We start from the raw sequence: 13497 nt of genomic DNA on the forward strand, positions 1-13497 counted from the left end.
TTTTCTACCTTCGACACATGTCCTCATTCAAACTCTATATGCTATTGCTCGGTTGCAAGCCCGATGGTCGCCACACAGAGCAACACGATATGCTTTTCACTATCAGTGATTCATTGAAAAACACTATTCCTGCTATTAAAAACTTCTGGCCGGAAGCAAAGGACAAAATTCATGTTGATGCCTGGCGTGAAGTAAAAAATGTCGACGGCTTTTCTATTGAAGTCGTGGAAAAGGATGAAGGCAATACAGCTCCCCAAAGTTCTCCGAACAAATTATTTTTTATTAACCTTGGCGGTTACAAACAAAATGAGTTTGATGAGTTTCATTATAAAATGTTGACGGTTGCGGCAGACAAAGGTGTTGCCATTCAACAGGCAAAGCAAACTGCTTTTTATAAACATTGCGGGTTTGAAGGCGCGAATTCTCACATTGATGACAAATACGGTGTCGACGTGGATGACTTGTATGAGATAACGGATATTTTACCGGCAAATTTGAAAGATAAGTTCTCGCTTGTAATTACGGAGACAGACAGCACAGAAAACGATGCGATAAAGTTGGGTTATTTTAAGTTAAGTGCGCTTTGATAATTGAAAATTGAAAGTTGAAAATGCCGTCTGTGCGAATAATTGCAATTGTTTGCTTTGCAGAATTGTCTTGAAAATGCTGAAATTAGTTTTGTTATTCCTGAAAGTCACTTCAGATGAGGCGTGTTACATTGAAAGAATTCTTAATTCTTAATTCCTAATTCTTAATTGTCCCTCTAGTTTTTGTTAATGATGAATTGAAAAGGCTTCATTTCTTTTTGGAAAAGAATTTGAGAGAGTTTGACAGGCTTGGTGATCAGTTTGTATTTGTTTAAATCTGCCACTTCATTTACCGTACAAAATGTTTCTACAGTTTCAACTTCATACAGCAGTTTGTTAAGTTGATCTATAGTTGCTTGCATTTCCTGCTCACTGTAGAGATCATCTTTAAACAACACAAGCAAATCACGGGATGACGGCGATTTCATTTCTATATAATTTAATATTGTACAGACAGATAATTATCTGTCTCAACAGACGGATTATCATCCGTCTCTATCTAATAACCAACGAAGCCTTTGTGAATGCCGCAACCACAACCTTTTTTTGATCCACTGCAACCCACAAACGCCACCATTGAAACTGCGATCAGCAAAAAGAATATTAATGTCTTTATCTTCATAGATTTGATTCTAAGTTAACAAAATTCAACAATAAATTTCAATGGTTAATAAATCTTGTAAAAAATAACATGCCATCAAATTCCAAACCCGTTGTGTTAATTGCCCCGCTCGATTGGGGACTTGGCCATGCTACAAGATGCGTTCCCATTGTAAACTCCCTAATTAACGCTGATTTCGAGGTGATTATTGCTGCGGAGGGCGCCCAGAAAGCGCTTCTGCAAAATGAATTTCCACATATAAAGTTTACCCATTTACCCGGTTACAGGCTGCGCTACGGACGCACAAAATGGGGAACAATCTTCAAGGTTTTTTTCCAGGTACCCAAAATTCTTACCGCCATCCGGCGGGAAAACAAATGGATACAAAAATTTGCTGCTGAAAACCGGGTTGATTTCGTCATCAGCGATAACAGATACGGGTTCTATTTGACAGGCGTTCCGTCTTTTTTCATTACTCATCAGTTGCTTATTAAAACGCCTTTTGGAAAATGGAGCGAGCGGGTGCTGCAAAAAATGAATTATCGTTTCATAAGGAAATTCACCGCCTGTTGGGTTCCGGATCATGAAGGAAAAATTAATCTCGGCGGCGAGTTGTCTCATCCAGATCTTATGCCTTCCATTCCTGTTCACTATCTCGGCCATTTATCAAGAATGAAAAGGGAAGAGCGGGAAATTATCAACGACTTGCTCGTAATTATTTCCGGCCCTGAGCCGCAAAGGAGTTTATTTGAAAAAATGATTGTTGACCAATTATCGCAAACAGACCTGTCTGTAATTGTTGTAAGGGGCTTGCCGAACACATCATCTACGTTACATGTTTCAGACAACATCAAAGTTTATAATCACTTATCAGCAGTGGATTTGAACAACGCTATCAGTGAATCATCGGCGATCATTAGCCGTTCAGGATACAGCACTGTGATGGATCTTATACCTCTTCACAAAAAATGCATTTTTGTTCCCACGCCGGGACAAACGGAACAGGAATACCTGGCGGATTATCTGTCAGAAAATAGTATGTGCATAAACGTTAGGCAAAGAGATTTTGATTTAATTGCTGTGTTAAAAAAATTAGAGGAAGCGGATTTTGTATTTCGCGATTTTGGTAGAGACAAGGCATTGCCTTGTCTGTAGAGACGCATAATTATGCGTCTTTACGGAACATCAATCACAATAATTTCGGTGCTTCAAAAAACCAGAATGTTTTTTCTGCTGTTTCAAATTTCGACCAATCATCTTCCTGCATTTGTATTGCATAAACGCCGCAGGTGGGCATGTCGTCAATACGTGTATCGGTGAGTGTATTTACAAATTCTGTAATGCCTGGATTGTGGGAGAAAATAGCAACCGTATTTGACTTGTTGCTGAGGTCTTTTATCACTCTGTAAAAAACTTCCGAAGCAGCATGGTATAACTCAGGTTTGAAGATGATCTCATCTTTATCTCTGCTGTATGCTTCGCAAAAATATTGTGCTGTTTTTTTCGCTCTTTTGGCGGGACTGGAAATGAATGTGTCGATCTTCACATTCTTCTTAAGAAGAGCGCTTGCTATTGCTGGCGCGTCCTTTTTTCCTCTTTCATTAAGAGGGCGTTCAAAGTCAATTAAATCAGCCGTACTCCAACTACTTTTAGCATGCCGAATAACCAGTAATGATTTCATAAGAAATGAAATTATAGTAAGGCTGATGAATTTTTAAAGAGATATGGATTTTTATAAACAGGCCTGTTTCATCGAATTTAGGTCGCCCATAGGAAAAATGTCTTAAAACGGCTTAGTTCGCTCAAAGATTCACAAATACTTTGCCACATTGACTTTTTTTTGTCAAATTAACAAATACCTGCATTTTTTTAGGTTTTACTTGATCGAAATCAAGGGTTGCCTAGCATTGCCACTGAAGCACAGAGGAACAGAAATAAATATGTCGCTTTGAAAACGATTCCTCTGTTTCTCTGTGCCTCGGTGGCAAATATTAATAACCTCTAACGTTTTTGCCTTCCATATAGTTAATGAAAGCTTTATTCACCACTTTGTTTCCTCCGTTTGTAGGATAGTCGCCTGTAAAGTACCAGTCACCTGTGTTGGTTGGACAAGCGCTATGCAGTGATTCAATCGTTTGATAAATCACGTGTACGGGAACTTTCAATCCTTCCGGAGTAATCAGCTGGGCAATTTTATCAGATATCTGCTGAGCTGTAAATGGCTTATAAAGTTTCTTTGTAATATTTTCAGAATGCAATTGGCCCGTTCTTGCCAGCTCTTTACATTGCTGGTAAATTTCGTCCACGCAGTTTTCCTGGCCTTTATCTTTCCACAATTCGATAGCAGCGCGGAAGGCAATGAAGTCGCCCATCTTGCTCATGTCGATGCCGTAGCAGTCTGGGTAACGTATTTGAGGAGCCGAAGAAATAATAATAATCTTTTTAGGTTCCAGTCTTGAAAGCATGGTAACAATGCTTTCTTTTAGTGTGGTACCGCGAACGATAGAATCATCGATCACCACCAAGGTGTCTACGCCTTTACGAACGGTTCCGTATGTAATGTCATATACGTGCTGCACCATTTCGTTGCGGCTTGCATCTTCGGTAATGAACGTGCGCATCTTCACATCCTTGATCGCAATTTTCTCTACGCGAATTTTGCGATTAACCATTTCCGATAGTTTCTCTTCGTCAAAGTCTTTGCCCCAGCTAAGGATGCGTTCTACCTTTATTTTGTTCAGATAATCTTCCATTCCTTTCAATAAACCGTAGAAGGCTACTTCTGCTGTATTAGGGATGAAAGAGAATATTGTGTTTTTAAGATCGTAGTCGATTGCTTTTAAAACAGCGTCGCTAAGGTTATAGCCCAGTTGGCTTCTTTCTTTGTAGATCTTTTCATCATTTCCGCGGGAGAAGTAGATGCGTTCGAAGCTACAAGCCTTTCTTTCTTTAGGTTCCAGAATTTGCTCGATGCTGTAATCGCCATTTGCTTTTACGATTAAAGCCTGGCCCGGCATCAATTCTTTTACTTCGTTTTCGCCAACGTTGAATGTAGTACGGATCGCTGCTCTTTCAGATGCAGCCACGATCACGTCTTTATCTATATAATAATAAGAAGGGCGAATACCGTGTTCATCACGCATTACAAAGCTGTCGCCGTTGCCAATCAATCCGCCGATGTGGTAACCGCCGTCGAACAGTCTTGCTGCTTTCTTCAAAACATTTACAACATCCAGCTGCGTTTGGCTTTGCTCATCTTCTTTTACAAGGAAATGATGCAGCACTTCCATCATGGCGGCGAGATCGCTTTGTTTTTGGAAAGGCCCCGGATTGATATTTACCAGGTCAAAAAGTTCTTCTGTATTTACCAGGTTGAAGTTTCCTGCGAGTGCAAGATTTCGTGCAGGAACTGTATTGCGTTTTATGAAGGGGTGGCAAAATTCTACGTTGTTTTTTCCCTGGGTGCCGTAGCGGAGGTGCCCGAGAAGCAATTCGCCCATGAAGTTGAGGTGACCCTTTAGCAATCCCGGATGGCTTTTTACGTCGGGCTGATATTTTTCTAGCTCATTTACTTCTTCACCTACCTGTCGAAAGATATCTGCAATTGCTTGAGGTGCTGCGCTGCGCAAACGGTGCAAGAAGGGGTAACCAGGCTCCACGTTCAACTTTACAGAGGCTATTCCAGCACCGTCCTGCCCTCTGTTGTGTTGTTTTTCCATGAGCAGGTACAACTTGTTGAGACCGTACATCACTGTGCCATACTTCTGCTGATAGTAAGAAAATGGTTTCCTTAAACGAATGAATGCCAAACCGCATTCGTGCTTAATCGGATCGCTCATGTTACGAATTGAAGGCGCAAAGGTAACACGATTGAATGAAAAGATAGCAATTAGATAAAGATTTGGCACGCAGATGACATGGGAATTTGAAAATTTGATGATTTGAAAATTTGAAAATGAAGGGTGCAGCATACACGCCTGCCGGGCTTGGGGCACGCAGATATCGCTGATTAGACTGATTTACACGGATCTCTTTCTGTGGCTTTGACTAACGCTTTATCATACAAACAGCTGAAAACCAAAATGAGTGGACGAGCCACTCATTTTCAAATTTTCAAATTCCCTAATTTTCAAATTGTTTTAGTCGATCGTGTTCGGCTTTCTTTCCACATCTCTGTTGAGAGTGTGTTTGTCGATATAAAAAAGAAGGGTAGTTTGTATAAAGTTTTTGCCTACGCCGCCGTTTGTGGTATTGTAATCAAACTGCCTGATAAAACCAGACTGTAAAGCAAACAGTCCGGTAAACTGGTAACCGGCTCCTACGAAAAAGCGGTTTCTTTCAAAGTAAGGGCCTTTGTCGGTAAAAAATACTTCATCAAATGCGGACAGATAGACCGTTTTAGGAATAACCTTGGCGTGATTAAGTGGAACAATAGGATTTATCCTGTAGCGGAAACGGTTTTTGTAATTACCGTATATCCAGCGCTGCTCGATACGATAGCGGTGCTCGATTTTAACCCTGTCGATCTGGCTTTTTAAAATGAATTGTTCCCACATACGGAACTCTGCTGCGGCTACCGGTTTCTCGTAATTACCCGGGTATGTATAGGTTTTGTAGTCGCCCATACCAACGAAAAATTGCGTTTTGTCGGACAAATTGTAGGCAACGCCTCCTTTCAGTTCGTGATAGTAAAAATCTTTAGTGAGGTATTGAGACCTTGTCTGCGCTTCGAGCCAATAAGAGAATTTTTTATTGGGGTTGATCGTAGCATTTATAATATCCCAGCCGCCGAGCTTATCTGGTTGAGCCATTGCAGAAAAAGGCAACAAGGCAGCAGATAAGGCAATAATGATAACTACGTGTAATAGAGACTTTTGCAAAACAATTTTTTATAAAAGTGAAAAAATTGGACAAGGGCTTGTTTAACCGGCCGCAAAATTGACACTTTTTTATTGCAAAATTACCTTTGGGTTAAGTTTTTTTGGAGGGAGCACGCAGATGATACTGATTGGACTGATTTGCACGGATTTTTTTCTGAAGGTTTGTGAGGCTAATTGGCTGAATATCTTGTTGAATGACATTTGGTGTAAGACCTGACAGGTTTTTAGAATCCTGTCAGGTCTTGGTCTCCAATAATTTTCGAAATCCATGTTTTGCGGAGTTCTTGCTCAGTGAGAAAAAAATCCGTGCAAATCAGTCAAATCTGCGTCATCAGCGTGCTCACTCCATGCGCTCGATGTTCACTGAATAACTTTCGTTATCAATATTGAATTTGTACACGTTTTTCTTGCTATCGCTGCAATATAAAATGGCTTTTCCTTTGCCTGTGTTTTTTACAGCAATGGTTTCCTCGGTTCCCATATAATGCATTTTAGACAGTTGCCACTGAACAGCCGGTGTTTGTGACACTATTGAATCCGCATTGGCAGCATAACCGTAGTTGGTAATTTCGAAATAATTGGAAGATTTTCCCGCAGCATCGCTTTTTTCTTTTAGTATAGGACCTTTTAAATCCTTTATTTTTTCGAGCTTGAAATTCTTATCAGCCGCAAAATCTTTTAATTCAACTCCTTTGAATTCTTTGTCGTTCGCTTTTAAAGCAATTGCTTTTTGCAATTCTGCTTTACCCACTTTAATGGTATCTGCAAAACGAAACTCGACATCTATCTTGATTATTTTTTGATCAACATCGTCGGAGCTGATGTAAGAAATAACTGGCGACGTTTTTGTTGTCGCAAGGCCTTCTTCTCTTAAAGATTCTACTTCATCTTCTGCCTTAACGGCTCCCACTCTTGCATCTTCTACAGACTTCGTTATCGACGTAGTTCTTTTTGTATAAGTTCCCAATGTTATTGCGTCGCCATTCACGTCTATCACTTTCATTAAAGTGCCTTCGCTGCCAAAGTAGCTTTCGTCCTTTGCCTTGCTCGAAAAAATCAAAAACTCATTTGCATGTAAGGTATTAACCTGGGTAGACGCGTCCTGACCTTCTTTTTCAATTTTCGCTTCATAATTCTTCTGTGATTGATAGCTGCTCACCTTATCTGACACATAATACAAAAGGCCAATTATGGCAACCAGCAACAACCCGCTGAATGCGAAAACAGAAGGACCTTTTTTTGCAAATCGTTCATTAAGTCTTTCCTTTATTTCATATGGACATTCATATAGTTTTCCATCTCCTTTATTAACAATCCAAACCTGGGCCAAAGGAAAAATGGGTATCCAGAAAATGTGAGCGTAACGCTGTCTGAGTTGAAATGTAATGTTGGCGTAAGCATTGTCGAACAAGCCAATTTCTGTAGGGTTAACCGTAAGGCGGTTAAAGTTGTTGTGACCGTAAATTATCATGTTTCAAGGGTTTTTTACAGGATTAAGTTTTTCGGGTATTCGTCCGCGTTAACAACGCACATCGTCTTGATAAATCGGATAAAAATAATACATTTGGCTCCAAGAATCCAAATCCTAAACTATGAATATGTTAAACAACCCTAGATTACTTTTTTGTGCATTGTCACTTCTTTTTCTTTTTTCTTGTTCTACAGAAAACAAAAAACTAAACATTCTTATTGATGCCCATTATGGAAAAGCTGTCAAACTAATATTTGACGGAAAGGACACGTTGAAGATTGCCAGGGATACGTCCTTACTGTATTCTACCACAGAAGGTGTTCATAAAGTTTCAGTAAATGACAGCTCGGCAAAAGAATTTACAGTGAGCGATAAAGGTGGTTTGCTCAATTTGAACAACCGCGAATTTGTTGCCTATGAAATAAGGTATGTTTCGCAAGATAACAGCCGGGCAAACTTTGCAGACTTCAATGATTTTGTATTAAAATCAACTATCCTTATAGATTCATTTGTAGTTGTTCCGAACGGGCTACTAAGCAAGGCTGATAGTTCAATACGTAAAATATTACCAAAGCTACGAGAGTCTGGTACTTACTATTCCGGAGGGGCCACTGGATTCGAAGATGCATTTCACGGCTTGAAAAAGTTTGGTAAGGACAAGTTGTTTGTAGATAAATTTTGGGACTACGATTTGTTCGACGAAATACCTCAAACAATCTCCGTTCAAACTTCTAAATATGCGGTAGGAAATACCAGCGCAACCAGAAGTTCTATTCTACCGGTTAATACCTTTTTGATCTACGCTTTTCTGAACAAAGATGAGTTTACCGTAAAAAGCGTTAAAAGCATTATGGAAGGCACAGAAGACAAAGCGAAGCAAAAAGAACTGGAGGATAAACAGATGAAGTTTTAAAATATCTTTTGCACCAGACCTGACAGGTTTTTTGAAACCTGTCAGGTCTTAGTCTCCGACAACCTTGAAAATCCAAAATAATCGCCGATTTACATTCAAGAAAAAATCAGCGCAAATCAGTTTAATCAGCGTCATCCCCGTCCGAACGGCTTCAGCCGGGCGGGTGCGTGCTCTCTTCTAGCTGAACAAGAACGCCACATCCTCCGTTGTAAGTTTTTTAATAAACCCGCTGTCTTCTGCTATTAATTCTTCGGCAATCACTTTTTTCCTTTGTTGCAGTTCCAGAATTTTTTCTTCCACAGTATCACGGCAAATCATTCTGTAAGCAAAGACGCTGTTTTGTTGACCAATACGATGCGTTCTGTCTATCGCTTGCTGTTCTGCTGCGGGGTTCCACCACGGATCCACGAGATACACGTAATCTGCCGCAGTCAACGTTAAACCAACGCCGCCAGCTTTCAAACTAATGAGGAATATTTTAATAGAGGCATCGCTTTGAAATTGTTTTACCAGCTCCTGGCGGGTTTCTGCTTTTGTACCGCCGTCAAGATACACATAAGAAATTCCTTTCGCGTCCATCTCTTTTCTTATCAATTCCAGCATGCCGGTGAATTGCGAAAACACGAGCGCTTTTCTTTCGCCAATGTTTTCTTCTATTTCGCGCATCAACTCTTCCAGCTTTACAGATTCATTGATCTCTTTATTGCTGTCTTTCACCAAAGCCGTGGAATTGCAGATCTGGCGCAGCTTTGTAAGGCCAGACAATATTTCGATGGAATGTGAGCCCATCCCGTCTGTTTCTATTTTTTGCATAATACTTTCTCGGTAATAATCTTTCACCGCGTCGTATTCTTTGCGTTGTTCTTCGCCCATTTCGCACCATAGGATCATTTCCGTTTTTGGAGGAAGATCTTTTGCTACTTGCTCTTTCGTTCTTCTCAGCAAAAATGGAAAGATCAATTTTCTCAATTTTTGCGAAGCTTCGCGATTACCGAATTTATCTATCGGCGTTGCAAACGTTGTTTTGAAAAACTCCTTGTTGCCCAGCAATCCCGGATTTACAAAATTCATTTGCGCATACAAATCGAATGTGTTGTTCTGAATCGGCGTACCGCTCAAGATAAGTTTGTTGCGGGTATTCAATTGCTGCATTGCTTTGGTAGCAAGCGATGCGCTGTTTTTGATCACATGGCTCTCATCAAGAATGGTGTAGCCGAACTTGAATTTGGATAACTGTTCCGCATCACTGCGCACAGTTCCGTAACTGGTGATTACTAGATTTTTCTTCTTCCAGTCCTTTTCATCCATCGATCTGCCGGCACCGTGATAAATAACATACTCCAGCTGCGGTGCAAATTTTTTCAACTCCTGTTCCCAGTTATACATAAGGGAAGTGGGGCACACCACGAGATGTGTTTCATCTTTGTATTTATCACTCAAGTATTGAATGAAGGAAATAGTTTGCAGCGTTTTTCCCAAGCCCATATCATCTGCGAGGCAGCCACCCCACTGCATTTCATCGAGCAGGCACATCCAGTTGAACCCAGCTTTTTGATAATCGCGGAGTTGCGCATTTATTTTCTCCGGAACGGCATATACATCCTGGTTTTCTGTTTGCAACCTCTCCCATTTCTGTATATGCTCCGTGCTGATAATCTTTTTTCTTATTTCGTCACCGCCTTCTATTTCATCGCTCAGTGTCCAGTGGAGATTGGAGAGACGTATTTTGTTTTTAGTCGTTTCGCCCAGCTTAAAGAGCATGCTGTATTTAGTGATCCATTCTTCAGGAATGGCGCCAATACTACCATCGCCCAAAATGATGTGTTGCTGTTTGTGTAAAATTGCTTTCTGCAGATCGCCGAGTGTTACGCGCTGATCGCCGAAATTAATTTCCACTTCAAGGTCAAACCAATCAATGCCTTTTCCATTAAACTCGAACTTTATCTCCGGCGTGTTCATGTTATAACGGAAATGCTTAAGCGTTTCCATTCCCAAAATGCCGATATTTTGGTCAGTAAGCTTTCGATAACATTTTACCAACCATTGGCTCTTCTCAGCTTCGGCAAAAGAGAGGTAAAAAAAACCGTTGTTCTGCTGAGAGAATTTTTTATTCTGCGACCGAAGTAATTCTTTGAAAGCGTTCTCTGCGTCTGCCTTTCGTTTTATTTCGTAAACAACATCGGTAGTATAAATTTCTGTGGCCAGTTTCTCATCATCTTCAATTTCAAAGTCTGCATATCGCCAGTGTGGCTTGAGCATAAGGAATGCATTGTTCAATTCGCTTAAATAAACATTGCATTGTGGCTCGATGTCAATAACTTCTCTCTTGAGCAAAATGTTTTTGTTTACCGGATAGTTTTCGGCAAGCTTATCAACAATTTGTCTCACAAAGTTCTGTTCGCCGTGCAACAAGCCATCGCGATAACCGTCGGAGAATTTCTCGAGAACATCTGCATCTTTTGGTTTCAGCAGAAAAAATTCTGACTTGCTTCTTAATAAAAATGAAGTGCGTGAAAATTCAGTAAGTGAATAGGTATTGCCGTTAATATCTACAAATGCATAAAGCCGGAGGATACCGGTGCTTGTTCTGGCCAGTTCAAAATTAAGCTGGCAAGAATAGTTACTAACAGCTGCGGGTTTGGTAACCGTAGTTGTCAACAAGTCATCGTCTATTCCCTGGTAATACCATTTTACAAGAGATGCAAATGGCTTAAGTTGTTGGAAAATATTGAAGTGGTAGTTAACAATTCCTTTCTGGATAAAATCTTCTTTGCTAACAGATCCATCTTCATGCACATATTGGAGCGCTAATTTTTCTTTCTGGTATTGGAGGGCAGAAGCAAATAGTTGCTTGATGATCCGAAGAAATTCTGTTGGCAAAGCTTTGAAGTGAGAAAGCGCGACGTCGCTGTTCAGCGGGAATTTCTGTAATGTACGCTGGTTGTTGAATTCATTGATCAGTAACCCTTCAATTGCAAACCCCATTTCATTCCTCGCCGTTGTATTGATGAGCAGGGCGGGCGTTGTTTTTGCCTTCGACTTCGGGTTATTGGTGATAATAACTGTTCGTTGTGGATATTGTTTTTCTTCTTCACTCATTCAGGCAAAAATAATAATTGAGTAACTGAATAACTGAATAACTGAGGGTGTAAATGCAACCTTGTTTTCCACAATTCGGTTATTCATTAATTCAATCATTCAATCATTATTTTTGTGCTATGACTCCAACAATTATTTACTGTTACGATGCATATTGTGGCTGGTGCTATGGATTCAGTCCGATAATCAAAAGAATTTTTGAAGAATATAAGGACAAATTATTTTTTGAAACCTTGAGTGGAAATATGATCCCTGTGGAAAACACACATCATATTGGCAGAATGGCTTCCTACATTAAAGATGCTTATAAAGTGGTGGAAGAGCGCACCGGTATTAAGTTTGGAGAAGATTACCTCTGGCATATTAAAAATCCTGATGACAGTGACTGGTACCCAAATTCTGAAAAAGCTGCCATAGCCATGTGCGTTTTTAAGGATTACTATCCTGATGATACTGTGCTGTTTGCGGCAGATCTTCAATATTCACTTCACTACGAGGGCCGCGATCTCACGGACAATGAGGCTTACCGGCATTTGCTGGAAAAATATAATATCCCTGCAGAAGAGTTTTACACGAAACTGGCGGGTGAAGAATATAAGGAACGCGCTTACTATGAATTCGCTTTGTGCAAGCAATTAAAAGTAACCGGATTTCCCACCGTTTTTATGCAGGTGAATGAAGGAAAGTTCTATTTACTAACACGAGGTTTTACTGAATACGAAACGCTAAAAGCCACGATAGACAATGTTTTGAGCGAGATAGAGAAGAGCGAAGACGCGTAAAGAGAAACGCAGATCTTCATGATTGGCCTGTAATTCAAATATAAATGCTAAGATTCTACCTTTTTCAACTTTAAAAAATCCTAATTATAAAGTCAGCCTTTTCTTGTGCTTCTACATTTGCGCCTTATCTCAAAATTTAACATTATGAAAAGGATTTTAGTCATCTGCAGCACCTTGGTACTTTTCTCATTGGGCGCAAAATCGCAAATTAGTTATGGAGTTAAAGTTGGTTTTAACGCATCTAATGTTAGCAATTCCGACGGTAAAACTCTTTCGGGCGGTCATGTTGGTGGACTTGTAAACTATGCACTTTCCAAAAATTTCGCATTACAGGGAGAGGTGTTGTATTCTACACAGGGATGCCGTTATAAAGCGGGCGAATTTGGTCCATTTTCTTTAAGCTTAAATAGTACACTTAGCTACATCAATATTCCCATCCTGGCTCAGTACTATTTCACACCGGGCTTTTATGTAGAAGCAGGCCCACAAATCGGTTTTTTAACTTCCGCAAAATTGGATAACTACGACCCGGCAGATAATGACGGACATGCTTACAAAGATTACTTTAAATCAACTGATTTTTCGGGTGGCATTGGATTGGGTTATATCTTTAAAAAGATAAATCTGGGTATTGATGCCCGTTATACTTTTGGGCTTTCAAACATTGCAAAAGAATCTGATGATAAACTCCATAACAAGGTTTTCCAGCTTGGCGTATTTTATAAATTCGGAAAGAAAAAGTAGTTCAAGGTTTAATAAGCATAAAATGGCGTGGGAAATCCCACGCCATTTTATTTTGAATAGCTTCTTCGGAAAAAAATCATCACTCATCATGAAAATCAAGAGAATCTGCACTCCGTTTTTCCAATAAAAAAGCCGCATCATTACAATGCGGCCATAGCACAAACACTGTTTTTTGTGGTTTCAGAAGTAAGCGCTAAAAACTTTAATGTTTAGGGAATTTATTTCAATCTGCTGCGGTGGTATTGATGTTCTCCGCTGATAGGGGAGTTACCAAAAATAATAATGGCAAAAATGTTCTTAATAAATCTGCCAAGGTTAGAAGATGGACGGTATGCGTCTTTGTAAATTTTTGCTTTGTGTACTTCGTAGTACATTGATTTGTTTTTCATTTTGAATTCTTGGTTTAATGATTCAGAAGGA

At 39.9% G+C, this 13497-nt stretch carries 13 protein-coding genes; 5 read left to right on the forward strand and 8 right to left on the reverse strand.

The genetic code is table 11. From position 1 onward, the window contains the following. Positions 1–17 precede the first annotated feature (17 nt). Complete coding sequence (locus KTO63_RS03425) at positions 18–587, forward strand: DUF1543 domain-containing protein (protein WP_217789748.1); 570 nt, start codon at positions 18–20, stop codon at positions 585–587. Between the two features lie 176 nt (positions 588–763). Here the strand turns inward: KTO63_RS03425 and KTO63_RS03430 are convergent, their stop codons facing one another. Together KTO63_RS03430 and KTO63_RS26360 are read right to left on the reverse strand one after the other, a co-directional pair. Then, entirely contained in the window at positions 764–1015 is a 252-nt protein-coding gene (locus tag KTO63_RS03430; RefSeq protein ID WP_217789749.1) for a hypothetical protein, read from the reverse strand. A 71-nt stretch (positions 1016–1086) separates the two neighbouring features. Continuing rightward, a complete protein-coding gene (locus tag KTO63_RS26360; RefSeq protein ID WP_262901950.1) occupies positions 1087–1209 on the reverse strand; it encodes a hypothetical protein in 123 nt (40 codons plus the stop codon). A 69-nt stretch (positions 1210–1278) separates the two neighbouring features. Between KTO63_RS26360 and KTO63_RS03435 the strand changes: the two genes are divergently transcribed. Then, a complete protein-coding gene (locus tag KTO63_RS03435; RefSeq protein ID WP_217789750.1) occupies positions 1279–2343 on the forward strand; it encodes a glycosyltransferase in 1065 nt (354 codons plus the stop codon). Between the two features lie 34 nt (positions 2344–2377). Here KTO63_RS03435 and KTO63_RS03440 read toward each other — a convergent pair whose 3' ends face one another. From KTO63_RS03440 to KTO63_RS03455, 4 genes are all read right to left on the reverse strand, one after another. Continuing rightward, on the reverse strand, positions 2378–2869 hold the full coding sequence (locus KTO63_RS03440) for a SixA phosphatase family protein (RefSeq protein WP_217789751.1): 492 nt from the start codon (positions 2867–2869) through the stop codon (positions 2378–2380). A 310-nt stretch (positions 2870–3179) separates the two neighbouring features. Next, complete coding sequence (locus KTO63_RS03445; protein WP_217789752.1) at positions 3180–5027, reverse strand: amidophosphoribosyltransferase; 1848 nt, start codon at positions 5025–5027, stop codon at positions 3180–3182. Positions 5028–5327: 300 nt separating this feature from the next. Then, positions 5328–6068: a DUF2490 domain-containing protein gene (locus KTO63_RS03450; protein ID WP_217789753.1), complete on the reverse strand. Its 741-nt coding sequence runs from the start codon at positions 6066–6068 to the stop codon at positions 5328–5330. Between the two features lie 340 nt (positions 6069–6408). Then, positions 6409–7539, reverse strand: coding sequence for a hypothetical protein (locus KTO63_RS03455; protein ID WP_217789754.1), 1131 nt, complete (start codon positions 7537–7539; stop codon positions 6409–6411). Between the two features lie 127 nt (positions 7540–7666). Here KTO63_RS03455 and KTO63_RS03460 point away from each other — a divergent pair, with 127 nt between their 5' ends. Continuing rightward, positions 7667–8452 (forward strand): hypothetical protein, encoded by a 786-nt coding sequence (locus tag KTO63_RS03460; RefSeq protein WP_217789755.1) that lies wholly within the window; start codon positions 7667–7669, stop codon positions 8450–8452. Between the two features lie 177 nt (positions 8453–8629). Here the strand turns inward: KTO63_RS03460 and KTO63_RS03465 are convergent, their stop codons facing one another. Next, on the reverse strand, positions 8630–11551 hold the full coding sequence (locus KTO63_RS03465) for a DEAD/DEAH box helicase (protein ID WP_217789756.1): 2922 nt from the start codon (positions 11549–11551) through the stop codon (positions 8630–8632). Positions 11552–11670: 119 nt separating this feature from the next. On the opposite strand from KTO63_RS03465, the gene KTO63_RS03470 reads away from it, so the two are divergent. Both KTO63_RS03470 and KTO63_RS03475 read left to right on the forward strand, forming a co-directional pair. Then, complete coding sequence (locus KTO63_RS03470; protein ID WP_217789757.1) at positions 11671–12333, forward strand: DsbA family protein; 663 nt, start codon at positions 11671–11673, stop codon at positions 12331–12333. Positions 12334–12477: 144 nt separating this feature from the next. After that, complete coding sequence (locus KTO63_RS03475) at positions 12478–13077, forward strand: porin family protein (protein WP_217789758.1); 600 nt, start codon at positions 12478–12480, stop codon at positions 13075–13077. 218 nt (positions 13078–13295) lie between these two features. Here the strand turns inward: KTO63_RS03475 and KTO63_RS03480 are convergent, their stop codons facing one another. Continuing rightward, on the reverse strand, positions 13296–13466 hold the full coding sequence (locus tag KTO63_RS03480; RefSeq protein ID WP_217789759.1) for a hypothetical protein: 171 nt from the start codon (positions 13464–13466) through the stop codon (positions 13296–13298). Positions 13467–13497: the final 31 nt, after the last annotated feature.

The organism is Pinibacter aurantiacus (assembly GCF_019130065.1).
GTDB lineage: Bacteria > Bacteroidota > Bacteroidia > Chitinophagales > Chitinophagaceae > Pinibacter > Pinibacter aurantiacus.

Excerpts from the sequence above, each read along its gene's own strand:
- KTO63_RS03425 (WP_217789748.1), top strand. The coding sequence starts at position 18 with ATGTCCTCATTCAAACTCTATATGCTATTGCTCGGTTGCAAGCCCGAT.
- KTO63_RS03430 (WP_217789749.1), bottom strand. The coding sequence starts at position 1,015 with ATGAAATCGCCGTCATCCCGTGATTTGCTTGTGTTGTTTAAAGATGAT.
- KTO63_RS26360 (WP_262901950.1), bottom strand. The coding sequence starts at position 1,209 with ATGAAGATAAAGACATTAATATTCTTTTTGCTGATCGCAGTTTCAATG.
- KTO63_RS03435 (WP_217789750.1), top strand. The coding sequence starts at position 1,279 with ATGCCATCAAATTCCAAACCCGTTGTGTTAATTGCCCCGCTCGATTGG.
- KTO63_RS03440 (WP_217789751.1), bottom strand. The coding sequence starts at position 2,869 with ATGAAATCATTACTGGTTATTCGGCATGCTAAAAGTAGTTGGAGTACG.
- KTO63_RS03445 (WP_217789752.1), bottom strand. The coding sequence starts at position 5,027 with ATGAGCGATCCGATTAAGCACGAATGCGGTTTGGCATTCATTCGTTTA.
- KTO63_RS03455 (WP_217789754.1), bottom strand. The coding sequence starts at position 7,539 with ATGATAATTTACGGTCACAACAACTTTAACCGCCTTACGGTTAACCCT.
- KTO63_RS03460 (WP_217789755.1), top strand. The coding sequence starts at position 7,667 with ATGTTAAACAACCCTAGATTACTTTTTTGTGCATTGTCACTTCTTTTT.
- KTO63_RS03465 (WP_217789756.1), bottom strand. The coding sequence starts at position 11,551 with ATGAGTGAAGAAGAAAAACAATATCCACAACGAACAGTTATTATCACC.
- KTO63_RS03470 (WP_217789757.1), top strand. The coding sequence starts at position 11,671 with ATGACTCCAACAATTATTTACTGTTACGATGCATATTGTGGCTGGTGC.
- KTO63_RS03475 (WP_217789758.1), top strand. The coding sequence starts at position 12,478 with ATGAAAAGGATTTTAGTCATCTGCAGCACCTTGGTACTTTTCTCATTG.
- KTO63_RS03480 (WP_217789759.1), bottom strand. The coding sequence starts at position 13,466 with ATGAAAAACAAATCAATGTACTACGAAGTACACAAAGCAAAAATTTAC.